Source organism: Delftia sp. WSY_10 (assembly GCF_043104705.1).
GTDB lineage: Bacteria > Pseudomonadota > Gammaproteobacteria > Burkholderiales > Burkholderiaceae_C > Comamonas > Comamonas tsuruhatensis.
Map to the genome: position 1 here is coordinate 14,056 of NZ_JBICKY010000015.1, position 26,852 is coordinate 40,907.

Annotated in this window: 21 protein-coding genes; 9 read left to right on the forward strand and 12 right to left on the reverse strand. The window is 67.6% G+C overall.

Features of this window, described 5'->3' with window-relative positions; translation table 11 throughout:
* The first annotated feature begins 9 nt into the window (after positions 1 to 9).
* Positions 10 to 2,580, forward strand: a complete 2,571-nt coding sequence (locus ACF8ML_RS06435; protein ID WP_392406683.1) for an Ig-like domain-containing protein — start codon at positions 10 to 12, stop codon at positions 2,578 to 2,580.
* A 31-nt stretch (positions 2,581 to 2,611) separates the two neighbouring features.
* On the opposite strand, the gene ACF8ML_RS06440 is transcribed toward ACF8ML_RS06435, so the two are convergent.
* The 9 genes from ACF8ML_RS06440 to ACF8ML_RS06480 all read right to left on the reverse strand — a co-directional run bounded on the left by ACF8ML_RS06440 (position 2,612) and on the right by ACF8ML_RS06480 (position 12,542).
* Positions 2,612 to 2,929 carry a DUF3325 domain-containing protein gene (locus ACF8ML_RS06440; protein WP_047327262.1) on the reverse strand — a complete coding sequence of 106 codons (318 nt, stop codon included), beginning with the start codon at positions 2,927 to 2,929 and terminating at the stop codon, positions 2,612 to 2,614.
* Positions 2,922 to 4,595 (reverse strand): PepSY-associated TM helix domain-containing protein, encoded by a 1,674-nt coding sequence (locus tag ACF8ML_RS06445; protein WP_392406685.1) that lies wholly within the window; start codon positions 4,593 to 4,595, stop codon positions 2,922 to 2,924. Before ACF8ML_RS06445 ends, ACF8ML_RS06440 begins: the two co-directional genes overlap by 8 nt.
* 16 nt (positions 4,596 to 4,611) lie before the next feature.
* Positions 4,612 to 4,890, reverse strand: a complete 279-nt coding sequence (locus tag ACF8ML_RS06450; RefSeq protein WP_016448165.1) for a hypothetical protein — start codon at positions 4,888 to 4,890, stop codon at positions 4,612 to 4,614.
* 88 nt (positions 4,891 to 4,978) lie between these two features.
* Complete coding sequence (locus tag ACF8ML_RS06455) at positions 4,979 to 6,697, reverse strand: FMN-binding glutamate synthase family protein (RefSeq protein WP_392406687.1); 1,719 nt, start codon at positions 6,695 to 6,697, stop codon at positions 4,979 to 4,981.
* A 136-nt stretch (positions 6,698 to 6,833) separates the two neighbouring features.
* Complete coding sequence (gene hxsA / locus ACF8ML_RS06460; RefSeq protein ID WP_013802946.1) at positions 6,834 to 7,475, reverse strand: His-Xaa-Ser repeat protein HxsA; 642 nt, start codon at positions 7,473 to 7,475, stop codon at positions 6,834 to 6,836.
* Positions 7,472 to 8,605, reverse strand: coding sequence for a His-Xaa-Ser system radical SAM maturase HxsC (hxsC, locus tag ACF8ML_RS06465; RefSeq protein ID WP_047327259.1), 1,134 nt, complete (start codon positions 8,603 to 8,605; stop codon positions 7,472 to 7,474). Before hxsC ends, hxsA begins: the two co-directional genes overlap by 4 nt.
* The gene (hxsB, locus tag ACF8ML_RS06470) at positions 8,605 to 10,068 is read right to left on the reverse strand and encodes a His-Xaa-Ser system radical SAM maturase HxsB (RefSeq protein WP_392406692.1); all 1,464 of its coding nucleotides are present in this window, start codon (positions 10,066 to 10,068) and stop codon (positions 8,605 to 8,607) included. Before hxsB ends, hxsC begins: the two co-directional genes overlap by 1 nt.
* A gap of 273 nt (positions 10,069 to 10,341) precedes the next feature.
* Complete coding sequence (locus tag ACF8ML_RS06475; protein WP_047327257.1) at positions 10,342 to 11,823, reverse strand: HAMP domain-containing sensor histidine kinase; 1,482 nt, start codon at positions 11,821 to 11,823, stop codon at positions 10,342 to 10,344.
* 2 nt (positions 11,824 to 11,825) lie between these two features.
* Positions 11,826 to 12,542: a response regulator transcription factor gene (locus ACF8ML_RS06480; RefSeq protein WP_016448168.1), complete on the reverse strand. Its 717-nt coding sequence runs from the start codon at positions 12,540 to 12,542 to the stop codon at positions 11,826 to 11,828.
* A gap of 168 nt (positions 12,543 to 12,710) precedes the next feature.
* Here ACF8ML_RS06480 and msrB point away from each other — a divergent pair, with 168 nt between their 5' ends.
* The 7 genes from msrB to ACF8ML_RS06515 all read left to right on the forward strand — a co-directional run bounded on the left by msrB (position 12,711) and on the right by ACF8ML_RS06515 (position 21,370).
* Positions 12,711 to 13,211, forward strand: coding sequence for a peptide-methionine (R)-S-oxide reductase MsrB (msrB, locus tag ACF8ML_RS06485; protein ID WP_016448169.1), 501 nt, complete (start codon positions 12,711 to 12,713; stop codon positions 13,209 to 13,211).
* Positions 13,212 to 13,227: 16 nt separating this feature from the next.
* A complete protein-coding gene (locus tag ACF8ML_RS06490; RefSeq protein WP_392406694.1) occupies positions 13,228 to 15,057 on the forward strand; it encodes a cytochrome c biogenesis protein DipZ in 1,830 nt (609 codons plus the stop codon).
* 34 nt (positions 15,058 to 15,091) lie between these two features.
* Positions 15,092 to 15,841 carry a peptide-methionine (S)-S-oxide reductase MsrA gene (gene msrA, locus ACF8ML_RS06495; RefSeq protein WP_392406696.1) on the forward strand — a complete coding sequence of 250 codons (750 nt, stop codon included), beginning with the start codon at positions 15,092 to 15,094 and terminating at the stop codon, positions 15,839 to 15,841.
* 62 nt (positions 15,842 to 15,903) lie between these two features.
* Positions 15,904 to 17,277, forward strand: coding sequence for a chromate efflux transporter (gene chrA / locus ACF8ML_RS06500; RefSeq protein ID WP_392406698.1), 1,374 nt, complete (start codon positions 15,904 to 15,906; stop codon positions 17,275 to 17,277).
* A gap of 13 nt (positions 17,278 to 17,290) precedes the next feature.
* Positions 17,291 to 18,118, forward strand: coding sequence for an AraC family transcriptional regulator (locus tag ACF8ML_RS06505; protein WP_392406699.1), 828 nt, complete (start codon positions 17,291 to 17,293; stop codon positions 18,116 to 18,118).
* 84 nt (positions 18,119 to 18,202) lie between these two features.
* On the forward strand, positions 18,203 to 18,889 hold the full coding sequence (locus tag ACF8ML_RS06510; protein ID WP_034364393.1) for a B3/4 domain-containing protein: 687 nt from the start codon (positions 18,203 to 18,205) through the stop codon (positions 18,887 to 18,889).
* A 321-nt stretch (positions 18,890 to 19,210) separates the two neighbouring features.
* Positions 19,211 to 21,370 (forward strand): TonB-dependent siderophore receptor, encoded by a 2,160-nt coding sequence (locus ACF8ML_RS06515; protein WP_392406701.1) that lies wholly within the window; start codon positions 19,211 to 19,213, stop codon positions 21,368 to 21,370.
* A 54-nt stretch (positions 21,371 to 21,424) separates the two neighbouring features.
* Here ACF8ML_RS06515 and ACF8ML_RS06520 read toward each other — a convergent pair whose 3' ends face one another.
* Complete coding sequence (locus ACF8ML_RS06520) at positions 21,425 to 22,375, reverse strand: transglutaminase family protein (RefSeq protein WP_016448176.1); 951 nt, start codon at positions 22,373 to 22,375, stop codon at positions 21,425 to 21,427.
* Positions 22,376 to 22,603: 228 nt separating this feature from the next.
* On the opposite strand from ACF8ML_RS06520, the gene ACF8ML_RS06525 reads away from it, so the two are divergent.
* Positions 22,604 to 23,290 (forward strand): GntR family transcriptional regulator, encoded by a 687-nt coding sequence (locus tag ACF8ML_RS06525; RefSeq protein ID WP_012204906.1) that lies wholly within the window; start codon positions 22,604 to 22,606, stop codon positions 23,288 to 23,290.
* Between the two features lie 12 nt (positions 23,291 to 23,302).
* Here ACF8ML_RS06525 and ACF8ML_RS06530 read toward each other — a convergent pair whose 3' ends face one another.
* Entirely contained in the window at positions 23,303 to 23,722 is a 420-nt protein-coding gene (locus tag ACF8ML_RS06530) for a heme-binding protein (RefSeq protein WP_197943091.1), read from the reverse strand.
* A gap of 37 nt (positions 23,723 to 23,759) precedes the next feature.
* Positions 23,760 to 26,846 (reverse strand): FAD-binding and (Fe-S)-binding domain-containing protein, encoded by a 3,087-nt coding sequence (locus ACF8ML_RS06535; protein WP_392406704.1) that lies wholly within the window; start codon positions 26,844 to 26,846, stop codon positions 23,760 to 23,762.
* Between the last annotated feature and the right edge of the window lie 6 nt (positions 26,847 to 26,852).

The following is a 26,852-nucleotide window of genomic DNA, read 5'->3' on the forward strand; positions in this document are numbered from 1 at the left end:
TGCAAACCCGTGCACGCCGCTTCAACCGGGAATATCGCCCGCCTCGCTTCGTCATCAAAGACCTCGTCCGATCTCTTCAGCGATTTCAGCAGTCTTGATGATTTAAGAAAATTCTTAGACCCAAACTCGGATGCCCCGGGGATCATTGCAGGCTTGATTCATCAACAAGGGCTGCTTCATTTTCTTGGGTCAGGCCCCGGGATATTCCACACAGATGCCGCACATGCGAAATCGCAGCGCCCTTTCCAGCAATTGCGCAATCAATGCCCGCAAGGCGTTTCGGCAGTCCATTTCAGGGAAAGTAAAAAGGCAATGAGCATATACAGGCAACGATTCACTCCCACGGCGGCACGCAGGCCCCTGCGCCTGCTCGCCCTGGCATTGCTGTCGCAAGGCTGCATCGCCACGGCCCACGCATGGACCGTCGTGGTGGACAGCGCCGCCGACGCAACCGGCCCGTGCGCCAGCACCGGCCTGGGACCCTGCACGCTGCGCGATGCCATCACCTACGCCAACGCCAACCGCAACCAAGGCGGCGACAACCGCATCGAGTTCCGCATCGGTGCGGGGGGAGAGCAGACCATCGTCACCCAAAGCAACTGGAATGGCAGGCTCATGCAGCCCATCGCACCGGCCACATCGCTCACCGTGGACGCCAGCACGCAGCCCGGCTATGAGGACCACTTGCCACGCCGCCCCCTGATCACGCTGCAGTCAGGCAGCCCCGAGTTCGGCATAGGGCTCGAGCTGGCAGGCGCCATCACGGTGCGCGGCCTGGCGATAGGCGGCTTCAATACGGCCCTGGCGGTGACCGGCGACGGCAACACCGTGCTGGGCTGCCATATAGGCGTTGACGCATCGGGAACGGTTGCCATGGGCAATCGCAGCAACATCCTTGTCCACTCCGGCAACCGCAACCGCATCGGGAATCTGGATATTGGCGGGCGAAATGTCATTTCCGCGGCGGAAAATTCCGGAATATGGCTTTCCTGGCCAGGCGCGGGTACAGGAAACATCATTCAGGGAAACTACATAGGCACCGATATCACCGGCAATGTGGCCCTGGGAAACCAGGGAAACGGCATCAGCGTGGCATCCGACTTTACCGGCACGCTGATCGACAGCAACCTCGTCTCCGGCAATGTCAGGGAAACAGGCGGCTCCTCCGCGATTTCCATTTCCGGCGCCCACACGCTGGTGACCCGCAACCGAGTCGGAACCAATGCAGCCGGCACGGCCATGATTCCCAACAATGGGCCAGGCATTGCCGTATTCTTTTCGTCGGAGGGCGGACATCGCATTGGCACAGGCCCTGAGGACGGCAACCTGGTTGCCGGAAACAAGGAAACGGCCATTGAATTGAATGGAAACTACGGCGCACGCAACTCGAATACCCTGATTGCCGGGAATATCGTGGGAACCAGCCTGGATGCCAGCACCATGCTGCCCAATCAATGGGGCATCGTCATCAAGGATTCGGACGAGGTGACCGTGCGCGCAAACATCGTCGGTGGCAGCAAGGCGTCCGGCATACAGTTCCAGGGCGCCAGCAAGAACAACCTCGTGCAGGGCAACTACGTGGGCGTCAGTCCCCAGGGAACCGCCCTGCCCAATGGGGAAGGCGTTTCCTTTTTCCAGAAGGCCCATGACACCCTGGTCGGCGGTGACGACGCGGCACATGCCAACGTGATTGCGCACAACAGGCTGTTCGGCGTGGGATTGCGGGGGGACGAAATCAAGGGCGTCTCCATGCTCGGCAATGCCATCTACGGCAATACCGAGGGAGGCATCGCACGAACCAGCCTGGCCAACGGAGATCCTGCCGAGCCGGTGCTGCTCACGGTGACGCCCGACGGCCTGTCCGGCACGCTGGACAGCGTCGCCAACGAGAGCATGCGCATCGAGTATTTCTCGACGCCCAGGCTGCCCGACGGGCTGGTGGAGCGCGCCGCCGGCAAGGTTCTGCTGGGCTCGCAGACCGTGACCACCGATGCCTCCGGCCATGCGCCCTTGGTGTTCAAGGGCGCCATGCCCCCGGGCGACCAGGCCGCGGTCACGGCGACCGCCACCCGGATTTCCACCGGTGACACCTCGCGCTTTTCCAACGCGATGGCGGCCAACGCCGCCCCCGTGGCCCTGCCGCAAGCCGTCACGACCCCACAGGATACGGCGCTGTCCATCACCCTCGCTGGCACGGACTTCGAGTCGGACCCGTTGCGCTTCGAGATCACCGCCGGCCCCGCCCATGGCGTCATCAGCGGCTTCGATCCCCAGACGGGTACGCTGGTCTACACGCCGGCGGCCGGCTACTCCGGGCCCGATACCTTCGCCTTCACGGTATCCGACGGGCACCAGAGCGCTGCCGCACCGGCATCCGTGACCATCGAGGTGATCGCTGCCGATCCTCCCGACCCCGGCCCGGGCACCGATCCCGACCCCGGTCCGGGCACGGACCCAGGACCCGGTCCCGGCCCCGGAAATGTCCAGGCCGTTCCCGGCCTGGGCCAGGGTGGCATGCTGGCGCTGCTGTGCGGCATGGCCTATCTGGCCAGCCGCAGGATGAGGAAAAGGCAGGCCTGAGCCCGCAGCGGGCGCAGGTGCCGCGCATACGTCAGGCCGGCAGCCAGCGCAGCCAGCTCGGCCGCCAGGTCAGGGTGAAGGCAATGGCCAGGGCGGCGGCTGCCAGCGTCATGATCCAGACCAGGGAGGCCATGGAGGCATGGTCCACCGCCAGGCACAGGCCCAGCGAGGCGGCCAGGCCTGAGGCGCCCAGCCAGCGCAGCAGCCTGACCTTGCCATCGGGCTGGGGCATGTCGCCGTGCACCTGCTCCCAGTGCACGTCCTTGGCCAGCGCAAACCAGGCCATGCCCAGCAGCGATGCCGCAAAGGCGGCGGCCAGCAGCAGTGCGTCCATCAGTCCCTCAGACATGGGCCACCTCCGCAGCGCGCGAGGGCATGGCGGGCGCGGCGCGCGTCTTGAGCTTGCGCGCCACCACCACGGCCAGCACGGCGCTGGCCAGCATGAACAGGTCCACGCCGGCCACCGGCCAGTAGCCCGCGCCCAGGGTCTTGAACAGGTGGTCGCCCGTGGTCAGCCAGTTCAGCAGCACGGCCACCACGGCCATGGCGGCCACGGCCCAGCACTGCTCGCGCCAAGCGGGGTTGGGCAGGCCCCGGGCCACGGGGGCGCTGCGCACAAAGGCATGCGCCATGGCCAGCAGCCAGGTGGCCCAGAAGAAATAGCGTTCCATGTCGCCCCGGCCCGGCCAGCCCTGGGGCATGGCCTCGGGCAGCAGGCGGTTGGCGATCAGCATGCCCAGCGTGGCCACCAGCATGCCGGTGACCGTGGTGACGGCCAGGGCATCGACCACGCGCGCGCCCTGCACACCCTGTCTGGCGTGCTGCTTCTTGCGCTTTTCCACGAAGAAGACAAAGCCGGTGGCAATGCACACGCAGCCGGCCAGGCCGCCCAGCACGTACAGCCAGCGCAGCAGCCAGTGGCGGAAGTGCTGCAGGTGCAGGCCGGTGAGGAAGGTGTTGATGCTGTCCACGGCCGTGCGCGGAGGATCTTCGCGCAGCAGGGCGCCCGTGCTGGCCTTGAAGTGGATGCCCTCGCCCGTGAGCGCGATGCGGTCGGTGCCGGCGCGGTAGACGCTGACGTAGCCGTTGGCATCGCCCACATGGGTGACGGACAGGAAGCCCACATCGCCGGCCATGCCCTTGGCGGCCCAGCGGCGCTGCGCCTCGGCCACCATGGCGTCCACCGAGGCCATGGGTGCGGCCACGCCGGCGCGGTCGTGCGGCAGGCCGGTTTCCTCGGCCTCCATCTTCTCGTGCAACTCGTGCAGGGGCTCCAGCTGGGTATGGGTGATGGGGAAGTAGATGCCCGCAAAGATCACCAGGCCCGTGAAGGCGAAGAAGAAGTGGAAGGGCAGCGCCACCACGCCGGTGAGGTTGTGCAGGTCCAGCACGCTGCGCTGCGTGGCCTTCTTCGGACGGAAGGTGAACAGCTCGCGGAAGATCTTGCGGTGCATGACCACGCCGCTGACCAGGGCCACCAGCATGATGAGCGCGGCAAAGCCCACGATCCAGTAGCCAAGGTTCATCCAGTTGAGCGTCAGGCTGTAGTGCAGCGGGTAGAAGAAGCGGCTGCCGATCTTGAGGTGGTCGTCCGGCAGGGATTCGCCATTGCGCGGGTCGATGGTGCGCATGGCCCAGATCAGGGTCTCGGGCTTCTTGGCGTTGGGTACCTCGTAGCCGGCGAACAGGCCCAGCACGGGATCGCGGTGGGTGGTGTAGGCGCCCCAGCGCTGGGGCGTGTCGAAGCGCTCGGGCAGCGGGCCGTTGACCTCGCCGCGCATGGCCTCGCGCGCCTGGGCGTTGGGCTGCATGGACTCGAAGACCGGCTTGAGGATCTGGTCGTACGAGGGCATGGGCGTGGGCTCGAAGCGCGAGGCCGGGATGGCCCAGCGGTCGATCTCGCGGTCGAACACCGACAGCGCGCCGAAGAAGAAGGCGGCCATGAGCACGAAGCCGAGCGCAAGCCCGAACCAGGTGTGCAGCCAGGCCATGGAGAGGCGGAAGTTCTGGAACATGGGGCGTTCTCCGGATTCAGGGCAGCAGCATCTGCTGGAGCAGCGATGCGCAACCGGTCATGACAATGCCGCCGCCGGCCAGCACGGCCCAGACGCGCGGGAGGCTCTGCGCCGCAAAGGCCCAGAGGAACACCGTCAGAAACACCAGGAAGCCGAGGATGTAGCCCAGATGCTCGGCATCGTGGAACTCCATTCCGGCGGCAAACATCAGCGCCACGCCCAGGGCGATGAAGCCCCAGGTGAAGGCATAGCCGCCGAAGACGGCAGCTGCAATGCGAACCAAAATAGTTTTCATTTACAAAGAAAAATACAGTCGTGGACCAAAGTGCTCGGGGCGCATTATCCCCGAGCGCCGTCAAAACCCGTGATCGGCCGTGGTGTCCCTATGCGGGCTGGCCTGCCGCCTGCGCCTTGGCCTGCGGTGCCGAAGGCTTGAGCGTGGGCGGCACGAACTGGAAGGTATCCGCGCGCGCCCCTGGCCAGTAGAGCTTGAACACGTTGTGCTGCTTGTCCAGCGGCCCCAGCAGAGCGCCGGGCTCCACGCGCAGGACCAGGTTGGCGAGCTGGCGCACCTCGGTGTCGGAGATGCGCCGCACGATGTGGTGGGCCGTGATGTCGCAGGGGTGCTCCAGGCCCGCCGCCTGCACCAGCTCCTGCAGCGCATGCAGGGTCTTGTCATGGAAGTTGGCCACGCGCGTGGCCTTGTCGGGCACGACCAGGGCCTTCTGGCGCGCCGCGTCCTGCGTGGCCACGCCCGTGGGGCAGTGGCCGGTGTGGCAGTTCTGCGCCTGGATGCAGCCCAGGGCCATCATGAAGCCGCGCCCGGCGTTGCACCAGTCGGCGCCCAGCGCCATCATGCGCGCGATGTCGAAGGCCGTGATCACCTTGCCGGCCGCGCCGATCTTGATGCGGTGGCGCAGGCCCACGCCGATCAGCGTGTTGTGCACCAGCAGCAGGCCTTCCTGCAGCGGCACGCCCACGTGGTCGGTGAACTCCACGGGCGCCGCGCCCGTGCCGCCCTCGGCGCCATCGACCACGATGAAGTCCGGCGTGATGTCCGTCTCCTGCATGGCCTTGACGATGGCGAACCACTCCCAGGGATGGCCCACGCAGAACTTGAAGCCCGTGGGCTTGCCGCCCGACTTCTCGCGCAGGCGGGCGATGAAATGCATCATCTCCACCGGCGTCCTGAAGGCGCTGTGGCTGGAGGGGCTGATGCAGTCCACGCCCACGGGCACGCCGCGCGCGGCGGCGATCTCGGGGGTGACCTTGGCGCCCAGCAGCATGCCGCCGTGGCCGGGCTTGGCGCCCTGGCTGAGCTTGATCTCGATGAGCTTGACCTGCGGGTCGGTGGCATTGGCGATGAACTTCTCTTCGCTGAACGTGCCATCGTCGTTGCGGCAGCCGAAGTAGCCCGAGGCCACCTCCCAGATCAGGTCGCCGCCGTGCACGCGGTGGTGCTGGCTGATGGAGCCCTCGCCCGTGTCGTGCGCAAATCCGCCCATCTTCGCGCCCTTGTTCAGCGCCAGGATGGCATTGGCCGACAGCGCGCCAAAGCTCATGGCCGAGATGTTGAAGATGCTGGCGCTGTAGGGCTGGGTGCAGGGCGAGACACCTTCATCGGCGCAGCCGATGGTGATGCGGAAGTCATGCGAGGCCAGCCTGGTGGGCTGCATGGAATGGTTCACCCATTCATAGCCCTGGGCCGTGACATTGAGCTGCGTGCCCAGCGGGCGGCTGTCCGGGTCGCCCTTGGCGCGCTGGTAGACCAGGGAGCGCTGGGCGCGCGAGAACGGCAGCGCCTCATGGTCGGACTCGATGAAGTACTGCCGCATCTCGGGCCGGATGAACTCCAGCAAAAACCGCAGGTGGCCGATGATGGGGTAGTTGCGCAGCACCGAATGGCGCACCTGGGTCATGTCGCGCACGCCCAGCAGCGCCAGCGCGGCGCACACGCCAAAGCCCAGCCACCACCACAGCCCTCCCCACACCAGCGCCGCCACCAGCAGCCCCGCGCTGCCGACCAGGCTCAGGCAGAACGTGGTGTAGCGCAGCGGCACCCATGCGGGCAGGCGATGAACGGGAGATGCAGACGTTGACATGGCGTGGGTCCTCGGAACGAGTTGACGATCTTGTGCATGCCGCGCCGTCGAGGGCGCGCTATGCACAAGGGTAACGCAGCGACGCCGCGAATTCCCCGGCATGGCCGGCATCCTGGGCCGGAGCCGCCGACACACCTCAATTGACAGCAGGAATCCCCATGGCGTTGAGCGTGGGCGTCGTCATCGTGCCGGTTCTCTGCAGCCCCTTGAGGTCCTGGAAGTAGCGCAGAGCCGTGCGCGTTCCCTCGTTCATTACCCCGTCAATCGGCCCGTCATAGAGACCAAGGTTCTTGAGTTTGATCTGCACCCTCATGATCTGAAGCCGCAGCTTCTCGGGGTGCGTCAATTCCTCGCGTGACGACGCTGCCCCGGTAGTGCCTGGATAGGTCTGTGGTGCTTTGCTGGCGCCCGGAGTGTCCACCAGATGATTGGAAGTGGTGCCTGAGGATGGCGCATAGCGAGAAGGAGCGGGTGCCGAGTAAGCCGGTGCAGGCACAGGGCTGGGCGCCACATACGCCGGAGCCCGGTAGCTGGAGCTGCTGCCGCCAGAGCCTGAGTAGTGCGAACTGTGGCTTGAATGGGAACGATGGCTTGAATGCGAGCGGTGGCCCGCAAAGAGATTGTCCATTTCCCTGTTCAATGGGCGCAGCGGAACAGCGCCAGGGCCTTCCAGAGGCTCCAGCTCAACCGCCGTTGCAGGCGCGGCCGACAGGCTCTTGGTTGCCAGCAGCGGCAGTCCCGCGACGAACAGCGAGATGTTGCGGATAAATTTGCTCATGCGGTTACCTCGATAGCGTCCAACGCCTTCAGCGGCGCTGGCTTCCAGCCTTTCTCATGCCATGCAAACAGACCCGCGCAGCGGGACTTCACTGCGCATTCCGTGCACTCCGGGGCATATACGTTCTTCCAGTCGGAGATGCTGCGATGCGCGAGCGGCCACAGCGGCCTTGGCAAGACACAGAGCGGCAAATTCATGAACAGTTGGGGGACGCCATGCCGGCGAAGCACACGCGACGATTGCTCAAGCGTTGCGCCCCAATCGCTTAGATCCACTTCGCACAGCTGTCGATTGGCCAATGCAAAACCTGTCGGCTCGCAGCCCATCCATGCCAGTTCATTCACGAACGGCAGGTTGCGACCGATGAAGCCTGCCAACTCGGGAAGGATCTCCAGCACGGGCTCTATCAGTACGGTTCGCAACTGCACCTGTTGTCCATGGTCTTGAAGCGCCAGCAGGCCCGCGATTGTTTCGTCGAATGCGCCAGGAGACTGCACCACGAAATCATGGACAAAGTCCGCGTGCCCATAGAGTGGAATCAACCAGCGCACGGTCGTGTCCAGGCCATCCAGGATGCTCGCTGCGGTTTGTGCATTGCTGAACAAGCGTCCATTGGTCAGGACTTCCACGCGCGTTTCGGGCAAATGGGCAGCAATGGCATCCAGAACACGCCTAAGGCCATGGCCCAGCAGCAGCGGCTCCCCTCCCGTCAGTCCCAACACCCTTGGGGCGCGGCGCAAATGGCGGATGGCGTCAATCGCCTCATCCACCAGCCAGCTGTCATCCGCTGTTGTCGGCGGCTGCGAGCACATGAGACAGTAGCTGTTGCAGCGGTTGGTCATGAACAGCGCATGGTGCGAGTCTGCCTCTCTCAACAGCACCACAAGCTCGGCTCTGCTGGCATGCGGGACCACGACATCTCCGGCCTGCAGATCGCAGGCCTGCACCCAGCAAAGATTGGACAGGCCTGACTTTCCCAAGTCATCCACGCGGCGTCGCTCCTGCTCCGACTGCACAAGGACGAGAAAGCGCAAATGCGGCAACCACTGTGCCGCCACATCGTTGAAGCTCACCACCCGGTGTACCACAGGCTCGCAGCCCGGCTGCAGCAATGCCTTTATCCGGCGCATCAGGCCGCCCCCTCGCCGACAGGCTGTGCCCAGCGGTGCAGCAGATCCTGGCATGGCTCATCGGCGCCATGCAAAAGCCTGAACATGGCGTCGAACAAACCCATGTGACGCTGGCAATGCTCGGTGTCCTCGGCCGGCACCAACAACTTGCCGAACTGCGCCTGTGCGTCCACAGGATTGGGCGCACAGAACATGCTGTAGGCGCATTCGCGGCACGCCGCCATTGCCTGTGTCTGGCTGGATTCGACAAGGCTGCGCCGCACCTCGGTCTCCAGCAATGCGCTCATTGGCGTGCCTATGCGCCCCATGCGCAACGATGTATCGCCAGTCTCTGCAAGCATGCGCGCCTCATCGCTGGGATAGACATGGCCGTCATAGTTGTAGACCAGCACACTGCTGCCTGCGCCTGTGGGACTCTGCAGATCGACGTAACCTGCGTCGAAGGTGGAAAGAATCTTGTTGAGCAGGATGCTGGCATACACCTCCCTGATCTCGACTCCTTGCGCGTTCCAATGCAGAACGCGCGACAGGCCTTGTTGATAGAAGCGGAAGAACTCGCCCATGGAGTAGCCCAGCAAGGCCTGATTGCGCTTGGCAAAGCCATAGCTGCTCAATGGCCGCAGGAAAATCTCCTTGAAACCCAGCCGCACGTACTCGTCAACAATGGCATCGGCATGTGCCAGCGATGCCTTGGTCGTGGTCATCAATGCGGATACTGAATCAGGCCCGATCAACCGTCTTGCCATCGCCACCCCGGCAAGCGTGCGCGCATGGGCGTTGCGCCCAGGAATTGGCCGATTGCGGTTGTGAATGCCAGGAGGCCCGTCGATGCTGGTGGAAAGGTATACGCCGTGCGTCTTGAAAAATTCACACATCGCCGGATCCAGCTGGTGCAGCGTCGAAGCGATGACAAACCGGATCTGGCGCCCCTCGGATGCATTGCGCTGATGGATGCGCACGATTGCGCGCTGGACCAGGTCGAAACGCAGCAGAGGATCACCCCCCTGAAACTCCACGGTCAGGACACGGGAAGGACTTTCAAATACGGTGTCGCAGGCTGCATCCAGGTCAGGCACCGACATGGTGTGGCCCTGATCGTCCAGAGCGCGGCTGACTTGGCAATAGCGGCACGAGTGAGCGCATTGCAGCGTGGGAACAATGATGTGCAGGGCGGGCCCGCTGGAAACCGTCTCGCGCTTGGCTGCCCTGCGCGAAGCCAACAGCCTGCGCATACCCTTTGCGGAGTCGTTGCTGCCCAGCAAAAATCGGGCCCGCAACTCGGCTTGGCGGCGCAAGGGCAGCGTTGATGGCCTTTGGTTAAATTGCTCGAATTCCGCTGCCGAGAAGAATGCATGGTCACCGCTATCTGCCGTAGCCACGATCACATCATCGGACAGGCGCCGGCTGCGAAACGCGAGGACTTGAGGTGCATATACTGCACCGTATGTGCCGCTATGGGACATGGCAAATTCGCATGCACGATGCCTGCTGTGCATTGGTGCTTGCCAATGACCAAAACCTTGAATTGATGCTCATCGCCACGGCGTCTCCTTGTCAGTTTCTTTTTTCACACCATGAATAAACATTTTGCAACATCCAGGTGCAAGAGGTTTTTTCTCAGGAATTGGCAACGCAATGGATTGCGTATTGCCCGATTCCCATTCATGGATTGCGAAACTGTCAGAGACCTTGATCTGCCATGTGCTGGCCTCCGGTTTCCCGGACGCAATGGCCCATCAGACAGCGCGTGGCTTTGCCGCCGGCAGCACGAACCGGAAGCTCGCCCCCTGCCCCGGCGGATCCACCAGTTCGATGCGGCAGCCGTGCAGCTCCAGCATGCGGTGGACGATGCGCAGGCCCAGGCCGCCGCCGCGGCGGGCGCCGCCCACGGTGAAGGGCCGCTCGAACAGGCCTTCGCGCAGATCGGCCGGGATGCCGGGGCCGGTGTCGGCCACGGTGACTTCGACGGCGTTGCCCGCCGCCGCCAGCGCCACCTGGATGCTGCCGCCTTCGGGGGTGTGGCGCAGCGCGTTGTCCAGCAGGTTGCCCAGCACGCGCTCGATCATCCCCAGGTCGGCCTGGACGACGGGCAGGCGGGCTGGGAAGTCGGCCCGCAGCGCCACCTGTCGCGCCTCGGCACGCAGCTCGAATTTCTGGAACACGTCCTGCACCAGGTCGGGCATGGAAAACGGCTCCGGCTCGGGCTGGACAAAGCCGTATTCCAGGCGCGCCAGCTCGAACAGGCTTTGCGCCAGCTCGCCCACCTTCTGGCTCTGGGCCAGGGCAATGCCCAGGTAGCGGCGGCGTTCGGTGGTGTCGAGCACGGCGTCCTTGAGCAGCAGCGTTTCCAGGTAGCCGTGCAGGGAGGACAACGGCGTGCGCAGGTCGTGCGAGACGTTGGCGATGAGTTCGCGCCGCTCCTGGTCCTGGCGCGTGAGGGCGCGCCACTGCTCGCCGATGCGCGCCACCATGCGGCGGTAGGCCGCGTCCAGCACGGCGATCTCGTCGCGGCTGTCCTGCGCGGCACCGGGCTGGGGGGCCGGCAGGTCCGGGGGGGTGCCATGGATGTCGAAGCCGGCCACCTCTTCGGTGAGCCGGCGCAGCGGCCGCGTGATCAGCGCAAAGGCCACCAGGCCGGCCACCAGGCACAGCAGCGCCACCAGGCCGATGGACCACAGCGCCGTGCTGAGCACCGAGTTGGCCGAGCCCTGCGCCACCAGCTGGTCATGCGCCTCGCCCTGCAGCACCACGTAGATGAAGCCCACTTCCTTGCCGTTGACGCGCAGCGGCGCCGCGCTGAAGACCTTGCGCCCTTCGGTGCTGCGCGGGTCGTCGCCCAGGATGGGCAGGGTGCCGCCTTCCAGCAGCCGGTGCACGGGCGCCAGGTCCACGCGCTCGCGGCGCACGCGGCCGTCGGGGGCGGCATGGCCGGCAATGCGGCCGTCGGCGTCCAGCAGGTAGACCTCCACGCTGGGGTTGACCAGCATGAGCTGGTTGAAGAAGCTGCGCACGGCGCCGGGCATGAGGCCGTTGGCGTCGGTCAGCTGGGCGTCGCGCGCAATGCTTTCGGCCACGTCGCGCGACAGGCCCTGCACCACTTCCAGCTCGTGCATGCGGCTGGCGCGCAGCTGCATCCAGGCCGAGGTGCCGCTGCACACCAGCAGCAGCACGGCAAAGACCAGGGACAGGCGCTGGGTCAGTGTCAGGCGCAGTTTCATGGTCATGCGCCCTCGCCCGCTTCGGCGAACTTGTAGCCGCGCCCCCAGACGGTGAGGATGCGCGCGGGCTGGGCCGGGTCGGCTTCGATCTTGGCGCGCAGGCGGTTGATGTGGGTGTTGACGGTGTGCTCGTAGCCCTCGTGCTGGTAGCCCCAGACGGCGTTGAGCAGGTCCATGCGCGAGAACACCTTGCCGGGCTGGCGCGCAAAGAAGTACAGCAGGTCGAACTCGCGCGGGGTCAGGTCCAGCCGGGCACCATGAAGCCGGGCATCGCGCGCCACGGGGTCCATGGCCAGGCCGTCAATGGACAGGCTGCCGGACTCCAGCCGCGCGTTCTGGGCCAGCGCCTCCACGCGGCGCAGCAGCGCCTTGACGCGCGCCACCAGCTCCAGCACCGAAAACGGCTTGGCCAGGTAGTCGTCCGCGCCGATCTCCAGGCCCAGGATGCGCTGCACCTCGCTGGAGCGGGCGCTGATGATGATGATGGGCGTGTAGCGCGCCATGGCGCGGGCGCGGCGGCAGATCTCCAGGCCGTCCACGCCGGGCAGCATGATGTCCAGCACCAGCGCGTCCCAGCCGCCGCGCTCCAGTTGGCGCAGGCCGTCGTCGCCACGCGCGCAGTGCATGACTTCCAGGCCTTCGTCGCGCAGGTGCAGCGTGAGCAGGTCGGCGATATGGGCGTCGTCCTCGACGAGAAGTACGCGGCGCGTGGCGGTCATCGGATGCGGTTTCCTGGAAGTGGCGGGAGTGGCTGCCATTGTGCGCAATACCGGGGCCGGGAGTTATCACGAATCTTTGAACTCTGCGTGAGGACTTCGGGAGGCCGGCGCCCTAACCTGACTGGCATCGCATCGTTTTCAGACGCACGCAACCTTCAGGAGCACACCATGACCACCAGACGCCATCTTCTGTGGACTGCAGGCGCCGGCACCACCGCCGTGCTGGCGGCCAGCCTGTTCCCGCGCCGCGCGCCAGCGGCCGCCTCCAGCGAGGTCTTCGAGGTCAGCTACACGGATGCCGAGTGGCGCGCCCGCCTCACGCCCGAGCAGTACCGGATCCTGCGCAAGGAAGGCACGGAGCGTGCAGGCTCCAGCCCGCTGAACAAGGAGCACCGCGCGGGCACCTTTGCCTGCGCAGGCTGCGCGCTGCCCCTGTTCTCGTCCAAGACCAAGTTCGACAGCGGCACGGGCTGGCCCAGCTTCTGGCAGCCGCTGGACAAGGCCGTGGCCACGCGCCAGGACCGCACCTACGGCATGCTGCGCACCGAGGTGCATTGCCGCCGCTGCGGCGGCCACCTGGGCCATGTCTTCGACGACGGCCCCAGGCCCACGGGCCTGCGCTACTGCATGAACGGGCTGTCCCTGACGTTCACGCCCCAGCCAGCCTGAACCCGGGAGCCACGCCATGCTGCTGATCGTCCTGGCCTATCTGGGCGGGGTGCTGACCATCGTCAGCCCCTGCATCCTGCCGGTGCTGCCCTTCGTCTTTGCACGCGCCGACCAGCCCTTCGCCAAAAGCGGCCTGCCGCTGCTGGCGGGCATGGCGCTGACCTTCGCCCTGGTGGCCTCGCTGGCCGCCGTGGGCGGCGGCTGGGTGGTGGCCGCCAATGAATACGGCCGCTGGCTGGCCCTGGGCCTGGTGGCCGTGTTTGCGCTGACCCTGCTGTGGCCCGGCCTGTCCGAGCGGCTGACGCGGCCGCTGGTGGCGGCGGGCTCGCGCCTTTCCGAGCGTGCCCAGGGCACGGACGGCGGCGCCCGCCCCGGCGCCTCGCTGCTGCTGGGCGTGGCCACGGGCCTGCTGTGGGCGCCCTGCGCGGGCCCCATCCTGGGCCTGATCCTCACGGGCGCCGCACTGCAGGGCGCCAACACCACCTCCAGCCTGCTGCTGCTGGCCTATGCGGCCGGTGCGGCCACCTCCATGGCGGCGGCCCTGCTGCTGGGCGGCAAGGTGTTTGCGGCGCTCAAGCGCATGCTGGGCGCGGGCGAATGGGTGCGGCGCGGGCTGGGCGCGGCCATGCTGGCGGGCGTGGGCGCGATTGCGCTGGGGCTGGACACGGGCGTGCTGGCGCAAGTGTCCACGGCCTCCACCGGCGGCCTGGAGCAAAGGCTGGTGGACCGCCTGAGCGGCAGGCCCGAGGGTGGCGCCATGGCCATGCAGGCCGGTCCCGCAATGATGGCCGCCGTGGATACGGACTCCGGTGCTGGCCCGGCCATGATGGCCGCAGGCGGCGCCATGCGCATGGCCGGCGGCCCGTCCCGCGCCGCCCTGCCGGACGAAGGGCTGGCCCCTGCGCTGGACGGCGCCACCGACTGGCTCAACTCCACCCCGCTGACGGCCGAACAACTGCGCGGCAAGGTGGTGCTGGTGGATTTCTGGACCTATTCCTGCATCAACTGCCTGCGCACCCTGCCCTATGTGAAGGCCTGGGCCGAGAAGTACCGCGACCAGGGCCTGGTGGTGGTGGGCGTGCATGCGCCGGAGTTCGCCTTCGAGCGCAAGCTGTCCAACGTGGAAAAGGCCGTCAAGGACCTGGGCATCGGCTACCCCGTGGCCGTGGACAACGGCTACAAGATCTGGCGCGCCTTCAACAACCAGTACTGGCCGGCGCACTACTTCATCGATGCCCAGGGCCGCATCCGGCACCACCACTTTGGCGAAGGCGGCTATGCCGAGTCCGAGCGCGTGATCCAGCAACTGCTGCAGGAAGCCGGATCGAAGCAGGTGGACCAGGGCCTGATCGACGTGCAGGCCAAGGGCGTGCAGCAGGCAGCCGACATGGCAGCCGTGCGCTCGCACGAGACCTACCTGGGCTATGAGCGCGCCGAGCAATTTGCCGCCACGCCTGCCGCCGTGCACAACCAGGCCACCGCCTATGCCACGCCCGAGCGCCTGCCGCTGAACGCCTGGGGCCTGAGCGGCCAATGGACTGTGGGCCCGGAAAGCGCCACGCTGGACGGCGCCACCGGCCGCATCACCTACCGCTTCCAGGCACGCGACCTGCACCTGGTGCTGGGACCCGGCAGCGATGGCAAGCCCGTGCGCTTCAAGGTGCTGATCGACGGCAAGGCGCCCGGCGCCTCACGCGGCATGGACGTGGCCGCCGACGGCAGCGGCAACGTGACCGCGCAGCGCCTGTACCAGCTGGTGCGCCAGGACGGCGGCGCAGCCGAACGCACCTTCAGCATCGAATTCCTGGATCCCGGCATCTCCGCCTATGCCTTCACCTTTGGCTGATCCCTGACCGCTTCACTTTCACCGGAGAGACACCATGACCAACGATTCCCCCCTCGCCACCGCATCCCGCCGCCGCGGCCTTCTCCAACTGCTGACCGGCAGCGCCGTGCTGCTGGGCGGCGCCCTGCTGTGGCAGGGCAGCGACCTGCAGGCGGCCGAGCAGGCCGTGCGCATTCCGCCACCCGCGCAGGACATGCCGGCCACGGGCCAGGGGCCGCAGAAAGCCATCTTTGCGGGCGGCTGCTTCTGGGGCGTGCAGGGCGTGTTCCAGCATGTCAAGGGCGTGCAGCGCGCCGTCTCGGGCTACAGCGGCGGCACGGCGGCCCAGGCCTCGTATTCGGCGGTGAGCAGCGGCCGCACCGGGCATGCGGAGTCGGTCGAGATCACCTATGACCCGGCCCAGGTCAGCTACGGGCAACTGCTGCAGATCTACTTTTCCGTGGCCCATGACCCGACCCAGCTCAACCGCCAGGGGCCGGACACGGGCCCGCAGTACCGCTCGGCCATCTTCGCCACCGACGCCGCGCAGCTCAGGACCGCCCAGGCCTATGTGGCCCAGTTGGACGCGGCCAAGGTCTTCGGCAAGCCCATCGTGACCCGGCTGGAGGACAAGCCCAGCTTCTTCCCGGCCGAGAACTACCACCAGGACTTCATGACCGAGAACGCGCGCCATCCCTACATCGTCATCAACGACCTGCCCAAGGTGCAACAGCTCAAGCGCCTGTTCCCGGACAGCTACCGGGCCGAGCCGGTGCTGGTCAAGCAGGCCGCGCGGCAGATGTAGCGCCTGCGCAGCGCGGGTGCCTTCAGGCATCGGGGGCGGCTGCCGTATGAGACATTTGCGGCATGCCCTCCAGCCTGCAGACCACACCCAACCCGCCCGCGCCCCCGCCCCCTGTGGCCCCCACCCGCGCCGAAGCCCTGCGCTACTGGCTGAAGCTGGGCTGCATCAGCTTTGGCGGGCCGGCCGGGCAGATCGCCATCATGCATGAGGACCTGGTGGAGCGGCGGCGCTGGATATCCGAGGGCCGATTCCTGCATGCGCTCAACTACTGCATGCTGCTGCCCGGCCCCGAGGCGCAGCAGCTGGCCACCTATATCGGCTGGCTGCTGCACCGCACCTGGGGCGGCATCGTGGCCGGCGGGCTGTTCGTGCTGCCCTCGCTGGTGCTGCTGATCGGCCTGTCCTGGATCTATGTGGCCTTCGGCCATGTGCCGGCCATTGCCGGCATCTTCTATGGCATCAAGCCGGCCGTGACGGCGCTGGTGGTGCAGGCGGCCTGGCGCGTGGGCTCGCGCACCCTGCGCAACGGCTGGCTGTGGGGCATTGCCGCGGCGGCCTTCGTGGCCATCTTCGCGCTGAAGCTGCCGTTTCCGCTGATCGTGCTGGCGGCCGGCGCACTGGGCTACCTGGGGGGCAGGCTGGCGCCGCGCCACTTCGCCCCTGCAGGCGGGCACGGCCACGGCGGCGGCAGCCACGGCCCGGCCGTCATCGACGATGACACGCCCGTACCGGCCCATGCACGGTTCAGCTGGCGTTTTTTCAGCCAGGTGCTGGCGGCCAGCCTGGGGCTGTGGGCCCTGGCGCTGGGCCTGCTGACCGCCGCCTTCGGCTGGCAGGGCGCGCTCACCCAGATGGGCTGGTTCTTCACCAAGGCGGCATTGCTGACCTTTGGCGGCGCCTATGCCGTGCTGCCCTACCTCTACCAGGGCGCCGTGGACCACTACCACTGGCTCACGGCCACGCAGATGATGGACGGGCTGGCCCTGGGCGAGACCACGCCGGGGCCGCTGATCATGGTGGTGTCCTTCGTGGGCTTCCTGGGCGGCTGGAGCACGCAGGTGTTCGGCCCCGATGCGCTGCTGCCTGCCGGCGCCGCCGCCGCCCTGGTCGTGACCTTCTTCACCTTTTTGCCGTCCTTTGCCTTCATCCTGCTGGGCGGCCCCTTCATCGAGTCCACCCATGGCAGGCTGGGCTTCACCGCGCCGCTGACGGGCATCACGGCCGCCGTGGTGGGCGTCATCGCCAACCTGGCCGTGTTCTTTGCCTGGCATGTGCTGTGGCCACGGGGCTGGGCGGGTCCCTTCGACTGGCCGTCCGCACTGCTGGGCCTGGCTGCGGCGGCCGCGCTGCTGCGCTGGAAGGTGGGCGTGATCCCCGTGGTGGTCGGCGCGGGGCTGGCCGGCCTGGCGATCACGCTGGCACGCCAGGGTGGGTAGGAAAGGCTGCGGCATGGTTTCGACCACGGATGGGCATTTCAGCTGGCTGCGCTGCCGCACCGCAGGCGTGGAGGCCGTGGCCGCCGACACGGCGAGGCACTTTGGGCGGCATACCCACGAGCAGTACGGCATCGGCCTGATCGAGCGTGGCGCGCAGAAGTCCGCCAGCGGGCGAGGTCTGTACGAGGCCGGGGCCGGCGACCTCATCATGGTCAACCCCGGCGAGCTGCATGACGGCATGCCCCTGGGCGATGGCGGTCGCGCCTGGCGCATGCTCTACCTGGAGCCCTGGGTCGTGGCCGGGCTCATGGCGGACATGGATGGCGCAGGGCCGGCGGCCGGCTTCGAGTTCCGCCAGCCCGCCGTGCGCGACCCGCGCCTGGCCGCGTGTTTTCAGGCTCTGTACCGCAGGATGACCGGCAGCGGCGAGGCAACGGACGCCCTGGACCTGGACGAAGCCCTGCTGCAGCTGCTGGGCGGCATGCTGCAGCGCCCTGCCCCGGCGCCCCGCGCACCGGCCCCCATCACCCTGGCCCGCGCCCGGATGGACGACGATCCCGGCGCGCCCCTGACCCTGGGCGCCCTGGCCCAAGAGGCGGGCCTGAGCCGCTACCAGTTCCTGCGTGCCTTTGCGCGCGCCACAGGCATGACGCCCCATGCCTATCTGCTGCAGCGGCGCCTGCACCAGGCGCGCGGGCTCATCGCCAGCGGCGTGCCGCTGGCCGAGGCCGCCGCGCACAGCGGCTTTGCCGACCAGAGCCATATGACGCGCCTGTTCGTGCGCAGCTTCGGCATGGCGCCCGGCTTCTATGCCAGGGCAGCAAGCGCCTGCGCTGCGTGACGCGCTGCAATTTCCTTCAAGACCACGCAAACCGGCCTGGCGAGGATGGGGATCACATCCCCTCTCCACTCACAAGGCCAGATCTTGCCGTTCTCCTACGCACCCTCCATCCCCCGCGACTTTCCTGAACTGGCCACGCAGACCTTGCTGCTGCGCGGCCTGTCGCCCGACGTGCCCGCACACGCCGTGATCGCCCCCTTCATGGCACAGGCCAGGCAGAACCTGGCCTGCACCCCGGAAAGCGAGATGCCATCCATCCAGGCCTGGCGGCGCGGCTTTGCCAGGATGGGCCTCAAGCCCACGCAATACCGCTGCGCCGCCGAGGCCCTGCTGCGCCGCCTGCGCAAGGAGGGTGATCTGCCGGGCCTGCATCCGCTGGTGGACCTGTGCAATGCGGCCTCGGTGGCCTTTGCCATTCCCGTGGCCGTCTTCGACCTGGACCGCATCAGCGGCTGCCTGCAGGTGCGCCCCGCAACCGGCAGCGAGGTCTACGAGACCTTCTCGGGCGAGATCGAATATCCCGAGCCCGGCGAAATCATCTTTGCCGACACGGCTGGCCGCGCCCACGCCCGGCGCTGGTGCAACCGCCAAAGCGGCCACTCGGCAGTGCGCGAATCCACCGTCAACGCGCTGATCGTGACCGAAGCGCTGCACGCCACCGGCAAGACGGATACGCAGCAGTTGGTGCAAGCCTTGCAGGCGGCGGCCGGTCGGCTGTGGCCCGAGGCCGTTTCACACCCAGGCAACCCCTTGCAGGCCGCCCAGGCCTGAGGCGACCGGGGCCGTTGGCGCCCCGGCACGAAGAGGGCTATCACGCTGCGCGGACTTCCCGCAAGCAAGACCGTACGCGTATCGCACCGCCCTGCACATCGACCCGCAGGTCCCTTCAAAACAAGCTTCTACGCTATCAAATTGATAACAATGCGTTGCATGCTACATACAAATGAAAAGAAAAAGAAATCATTCCCATTGTCATTCTAGAATCCGCACCCGCCATGACAGGCTGCGCTGCTGGCCCCAGGGCCGGCAGCAGCGCCGACGCACCCAGAGCACGCCCCACGGCACAGGTTTCCCAGCTCTCGACCATTGACCATGCTTACCCAAAGACTCTCGCGCACGGCAGTTGCGCATGCCGCCCTGCTTGCCCTGTGCGGCGCAGCCCACGCACAGGCCCAGCCTGACAAGGTCCCCGAGGCCACGCTCGCCCCGGTCACCGTGAACGCAGGCACCGAGAAGGAAAATCCCACCGGCCCTGTGGTGGGCTTCACCGCCAAGCGCGCCATCTCGGCCACCAAGACCGACACGCCGCTGATAGAGACGCCCCAGGCCATCAGCGTGGTCACGCGTGACCAGTTCGAGGCCCAGGGCGTGCAGACGCTGCGCCAGACCACCGCCTACAGCGCCGGCGTGGTGTCCAACTATTTCGACAGCCGGGTGGACAGCTTCTCGGCACGCGGCGGCAGCGTGAGCCAGTACCAGGACGGGCTGCTGCGCACCTACGGCACCTACAACACCAGCCGGCCCGATCCCTACACGCTGGAGCGCGTGGAATTCCTGCGCGGACCCTCTTCCGTGCTCTACGGCCAGGGCAGCGTGGGCGGCGTGCTCAACCTCACCAGCAAGCGCCCGCAGGCCGAGGCGCTGCGCGAGGTGCAGGTGCAGGTGGGCAACTACGGGCGCAAGCAGATCGCCGCCGACCTGACCGGCGCCGTCACCGAAGACGGCCAGTGGCTGTACCGCCTGGTGGCCGTGGGCCGGGAAAGCGGCACCCAGGTGGACCATGTGAACGACGACCGCCTGGTGATCGCGCCCAGCCTGACCTGGCGGCCCAGCGCCGATACCTCGCTCACGCTGCAGGCGCTCTACCAGAAGGACAAGAGCGGCTCGCTGATCGGCTTCTTCCCCTGGCAGGGCACGCGCCTGCCCAGCCCCTACGGCCAGATTCCCACCAGCACCTTCATCGGCGAGCCCGGCTGGGACTCGTTCGACACAGAGAACAAATCCTGGGGCTACCTGTTCAGCCACCGCCTGAACGCGGACTGGACCGTGCGCCAGAACCTGCGGCGCACCATCAGCGACGTGGACTACCGCTCCATCTACACCAGCTTCACCGCCATCCCCGGCCAGGGCCGCCCTGCGCGCCCGGTCTTCAACCCCGACAACCGCAGCGTCTACCGCGATGCCTCCTGGCAGGTCAACGGCGGGCGCATGCTGGTGATCGACACGCAGCTCGAAGGCAAGCTGCGCTGGGGCACGGCCGAGCACACCGTGTTGGCCGGCATGGACGCACAGCGCAACAGCACCAGCCAGTCCACCTGGCGCGGCCTGACCGCGCCGTTTGACGTCTACAACCCCGTCTACGGCAACTTCACGCCGCCCACGGCCTCGCAGCTGGTGCGCCAGCCGGGCGTGTCGCAAAAGCAATTGGGCTTCTACGCCCAGGACCAGATCAAGTGGGGCCGCTGGACCGCCACCCTGGGCCTGCGCCACGACAGCGCGCAGACGGACACCGAAGGCCGTCCCGCCTCCGCCGTGGACGAGAAGGCCTGGACCAAGCGCGCAGGCGCCACCTACCAGATGGACGGTGGCTGGGCGCCCTACCTGGGCTACTCCGAGTCCTTCCAGCCGCTGGGCGGCGTGAACGTCTACGGCACGCCCTACAAGGCGCAGCGCGGCGAGCAATGGGAAGCCGGCGTGAAATGGCAGCCGCCGGGCCAGGGCCTGTCGGCCTTTGCCGCCGTCTACACGCTGCGCGAGAAGAACCGCAAGACCACCGACCCCGCCAACCCGCTCAACAGCCTGCAGATCGGCGAGGTCAAGGTCAACGGCTTCGAGGCCGAGCTGACCGCCAGCCTGGCCCGCCACTGGGACGCCACCCTGGCCTATGCGTACACCGACGCCGTCATCTCGCGCAGCAATGGCGGCGACCAGGGCCAGCGCGTGACCAGCGTGCCGCGCCACACGGCGTCGGCCTGGCTGACGCACCGCTTTGCCAGCGAAGGACGTGGCGGCTGGAGCCTGGGCGCGGGCGTGCGCTACACGGGTTCGCAGTGGACGGGCACCAGCCTGGTAGACACGCCTTCGGCCACCCTGCTGGACGCCATGGTGTCCTATGACGCCGGCCCATGGCGCCTGGCCTTCAACGTGGTCAACCTGACCGACAAGGTGCAGATCACGCAGTGCCTGGCACGCGGCGACTGCTTCTACGGCCAGCGGCGCACCTTTGCGGTGACGGGAACGCACCGCTTCTGAGGACCGCCGCAGCGCGCCTTGCACAGCCCAGGCATTTCACGCAGCGCAGGCAGCTCAGGCAGGCAGCTGCCTGAAGCTCCTTCGGTCCGCCGTGCTGCCAAACGATGCGCAGCCTGACAGCACGGCGGGCGAAGGCGCGGTGGTCGACAGCGCCTCGCTGCACAGCCGGGGCAGTTGGCTGTGCTCGTCTTCCAGGGCCTGTGTCTGGATCATGGGGGCCATGGCCACCACGTTGCCGAAGATGGTGGCAAAGGCCACGTCGGCCGCGTCACGGCCCGTGCCAAAGCGCATGAAGCCCATGGGAATGGCCGTGCCCGACGCATCGAACAGGTACCACCTGTCGCCCAGGTAGGCTTCCACGTAGGCATGGAAATCGGGCGGGCCCAGCGCAGGGTCGGCACCGTAGTCCGTGCCGGTGGCGATGCGGGCGGGAATGTTCAGCGCGCGGCACAGCGCGATCATCAGGTGCGTGAAATCGCGGCACACGCCCACCTGCTCCACCAGGGTATCGACGGCCGAGGTGGACGAGTTGCTGGTGGCCGAAGCGAAGGTCACCAGCTCCTGCACCCACTGCTGTATGGCCAGCACGCGCGAATAGCCGGGCGCCAGGTGGCCGAAATTGCGGAAGGCCAGCTGCATCAGCCGGTCGGACTGGCAGTAGCGGCTGGGGTAGATGTAGGGCAGCACCTCCAGCGGGATGCAGCGCACCGGAACCTCGCCCAGCGCCGCCGGATCCTCGCGGTGGTGCGCGATGCAGACGGTGGCCGTGTAGGTCAGGTGCAGGGGGCCGGGGTTGGCATGCAGGCGCATGAAGCGCGTGGAGGTGGCGGGCTCGGTGGCAATGTCGGGCTCCACCGGCTGGCTGAGCACCAAACGCTCGTTCTCCACCGTCTGGTGCGAGGTGTGGGCCGCATGGATGTTGAACACGAAGTCGGCCCCGGCCGGATCGCGGATGTCATAGGCAAGATCCACCTGGATCTGCAGCCTGATTCCTGGTTGGGCCATTGTTTTTCCCTGGTTGGTCTGTCGGATCGGCATCCATGGTGGGATCAAGAGTCTCCGCCGGCCGTAGGCCCCTGCTGAAAAGCCTGTAGTGCTTGGCAGGGACAGCGCGTGCGCCCGCCCGGCGGCCCGCAGGGGATGCAAACTCGGCTAACATCGGCGCCGCCCCGCATGGCGCAATACCTGTGGCGGGGGCATCCACCAGCCAGGAACAGCCAAGGAGACCGCTAGATGGCGGAGATCATCGAGATATCGCGGGCGGCGCTGCACGAGCAGGTGGCGGACCGTTTGCGGTCCATGCTCATCGAGGGGCGCATCGCCCCGGGCGCCAAGCTCAACGAGCGCGAGCTGTGCGAGCAGTTGGGCGTCTCGCGCACGCCGCTGCGCGAGGCCATCAAGCTGCTGGCCGCCGAAGGCCTGGCCGACCTGCTGCCCAACCGCGGCGCCATCGCCGTCAAGCTGAGCGAGGCCGATGTCATGCACGCCTTCGAGGTGCTGGCCGGCATCGAGGGCCTGTCGGGCGAACTGGCCGCCCAGCGCATCACCGACCAGGAATTCGCCGAGATCCGCGCCCTGCACTACGAGATGATGGCCAGCGTGGCACGCGCCGACGTGTCCGCCTACTACCGGCTCAACGCCGCCATCCACGCGGCGCTGAACAGCGCCGCCAAGAACCCCGTGCTGACGGAGACCTTCCAGCGCATCAACAACCGCGTGCAGTCGCTGCGCTTTCGCACCAACCTGGACACGGCCAAGTGGAAGCAGGCCGTCAAGGAGCACGAAGCCATGATCGAGGCCCTGGGCGCACGCGACGCCACGGCCCTGCGCGAGCTGCTGGTCACCCACCTGCACCACAAGCGCGATGCCGTGCTGGCCATGCTGCGCGCCGAGGCCCTGCAGCCGCGCAAGGCGCGCTGAAGCCCAGGGCCGCTAACGCTGCGGCGCGGCCCCCAGCGCCGCAACGCCGGCCCGCGCCACCTCCGCATCCTCGGCCGGCTTCACCCCGCTGACGCCCACGGCGCCCAGGCAGTGGCCCTCCCTGGTGATGGGCACGCCGCCTTCCAGCAGGCCCTGCAGCGCGGGCACGCTCAGGTAGGCGGTACGGCCACCATTGATCATTTCCTCATAGAGCCGGCTTTCCTTGCGGCCCAGTGCTGCGGCGTGGGCCTTGGCCGGCGCGATGTGGGCCGAGGCCGGGGCCGCGCCATCCAGGCGCTGCAGCCACAGCAGGTGGCCGCCGTCATCGGCGATGGCGATGCTGACGGCCCAGCCGCGCGCCGTGGCATGCGCCTCGGCGGCCTGGGCGATGGTCTTGATGTCCTGGAGGTCCAGGCAGGGTTTGTGCTTCATGGGAGTGCCTTGTCTTGCGCGGGAGGGAGGATGGCAGTCAGCGGGCATCCAGCAGGCTTTCCAGCAGCCGCGCCACATGCACGGCTTCGCGCGCCGCGCCGTCGGCGATCTGGTGGCGGCAGCTGGTGCCGTCGGCCACGACGATGGCCTCGGGGCGCTGGCGTATGGCCGGCAGCAGGGCCGCCTCGGCCATGTCCATGGAGACCTGGTGGTGGCTGGCCTCGTAGCCGAAGCTGCCGGCCATGCCGCAGCAGGAGCTTTCGATCAGCTCGGGCTGGGCGCCGGGAATCAGCCGCAGCACGTCGAGGATGGGGCTGACCGCGCCAAAGGCCTTCTGGTGGCAATGGCCGTGCACGAGGATGGGCGCCTCGGCCGCACGCAGCGGCAGCGCAAAGCGGCCGGCCTTCACTTCACGGGCAATGAATTCCTCGAACAGTAGGGCCTGGGCGGCAACGGCCTGCGCAGGCTCGCCCAGACCCATGACCAGGGCTTCGTCGCGCAGGGTCAGCAGGCAGGAGGGCTCCAGGCCGACGATGGGGATGCCGGCGCGGGCCAAGGGCGCCAGGGCGTTGATCAGTGCACCGGCGCTGGCCTTGGCCTGCTCGACCATGCCGGTGGCCAGGTAGGTGCGGCCGCAGCAGTGGTGGCCGCCGCCCTCTTTGGCGGACTTGCTGGCGGTATGCAGCGCATAGCCGGCCGCCTGCAGCACGCGCGCGGCGGCCAGGGCGTTTTCGCTCTCGAAGGTGCCGTTGAAGGTGTCCACGAAGAGCACGGCCACGCGCTCGCCGGCCGCCGCGCGGGCCAGGGCCTGGTCGCGGTCAAGAAGGGTATGTGCTTCGGGCGCGCGCCAGAAGGTGTCGCTGCGCCAGGCCGGCAGCGAGCGCCTGGCGGACAGGCCCAGCAGTTTTTCGCCCAGTTGGCGCAGCACGGGCAGGCGGTTGCGCAGGTTCAGCAGCCAGGGCATGCGGCTGGCCGTGGCCGCGTAGCGCGGCAGATGGGCAACCAGCCGGTCCTTGAGCGTGTGGCCATGGCGGGCCTTGTAGTGGGCCAGGAATTCCACCTTCATGCGGGCCATGTCCACGCCCGTGGGGCAGTCGCGCCTGCAGCCCTTGCAGCCCACGCACAGGTCCATGGTGTCGTGCATGGCCTCGCTGGTGAAGGCGTCCGGGCCCAGCTGGCCCGAGATGGCCAGGCGCAGGGTGTTGGCGCGGCCCCGCGTCAGGTGCTGCTCGTCGCGCGTGACGCGGTAGCTGGGGCACATGGTGCCGGCGTCGAACTTGCGGCAGTGGCCGTTGTTGTTGCACATCTCCACGGCCTTGGCAAAGCCGCCGGTGACGTCGCCGCCCGTGCCGGGCGCCGTGGTGACCTCGGTGACCGGGTCGGCCTGCACGTTCCAGGCAGACCAGTCGAGCACGGGCGTGATGGGAATGCGCCGGTAGGGCCGGGGCGCATCGGCGGGCGCAAAGCGGAACAGCCGGCCATCGTCCATCTTCGGCGTATCGATGATCTTGCCGGGGTTGAACAGGCCCTGGGGATCGAACTCCTGCTTGATGGCGCGCAGGGCCTCGGTGATGGCGGGCCCGAACTGCCAGGCAATCCACTCGCCGCGGCACAGCCCGTCGCCGTGCTCGCCGCTGAAGGCGCCCTTGTATTTGCGCACGAGTTCGGCCGCTTCCTCGGCAATGGCGCGCATGCGCGCCGCGCCGTCGGTGCGCATGTCCAGGATGGGCCGCACATGCAGCGTGCCCACGGAGGCATGGGCGTACCAGGTGCCCCGGCTGCCGTGGCGCGCGAACACTTCGGTGAGCGCGTCGGTGTACTCGGCCAGGTGCTGCAGCGGCACGGCGCAGTCCTCGATGAAGCTCACGGGCTTGCCGTCGCCCTTGAGGCTCATCATGATGTTCAGCCCCGCCTTGCGCACTTCCCAGAGGTTTTTCTGGGCCGCTTCCTCGGGCATTTCCACCACGCTGCCGGGCAGGCCCAGCTCGCCCATCAGCTCCACCAGCTGGCGCAGCCGCGCCAGCAGCGCGGCGCGGTCGTCGCCGGCGAATTCCACCAGCAAGATGGCAGCCGGGCGGCCGATGAGCGCGGTCTCTATGGTGGGCTTGAAGGCCGGGTTGGCCAGGCCCAGCTCGATCATGGTGCGGTCCACCAGCTCCACGGCCGTGGGTCCCAGCTTCACGATGTGCTGGGCCGAGTCCATGGCCGCGTGGAAGGTGGGGAAATTGACCACGCCCAGCACCTTGGCGCGCGGCAGCGCGCTGAGCTGCAGGGTGAGCGAGCGCGTGTAGGCCAGCGTGCCCTCGGCGCCTATCAGCAGATGGGCCAGGTTGACGCTGCCGTCGGCCGTGTAGGGCCGCTCGCTCTGGTTGTCGAAGATGTCGAGGTTGTAGCCCGCCACGCGGCGCATGACCTTGGGCCAGTGGGCGTGAATGTCCTCGCGGTGCTGTTGCGCCAGCCCGTGCACGAACTGCGCAATGCGCGCCGCGCGGCCCGTGGCCTGGGCGACGGGGCCGAAGTCCAGCAGCTCGCCATCGGCCATCCAGGCGCGGGCGCCGCGCACGTTGTGGACCATGTTGCCGTAGGCAATCGAGCGCGAGCCGCAGGAGTTGTTGCCCGCCATGCCGCCCAGCGTGGCCTGGGCGCTGGTCGATACGTCCACCGGATACCACAGGCCGAGCTTCTTGAGCCGGGCGTTGAGGTGGTCCAGCACCAGGCCGGGCTCGACCTCGGCCGTGCCTGCATCGGGGTCCACCGAGAGGATGTTGCGCAAATGCTTGCTGTTGTCGATCACCAGGGCCGCGCCCGTGGTCTGCCCGCACTGGCTGGTGCCGCCGCCACGCGGCAGCACGGGCACCTTCAGCTCGCGGGCGATCTGCAGGGCCGTGGCGATGTCTTCTTCGCAGGTGGGCACGAAGACGCCCACCGGCATGATCTGGTAGATGGAGGCATCGGTGGCATAGCGCCCGCGCGAGGCGGCGTCGAACAGAACCTGGCCGCGCGTGTCCGAGCGCAGGCGGCGCGCCAGCATCTGGCTGACATCGTCGGGCGGCAGCACGGTGCCGGGGGCGGGCACGGTGTCGTCGGGGGAAGCGGCAAGGCGGTGCGTGGGTTCCATCAGCATGGCGGC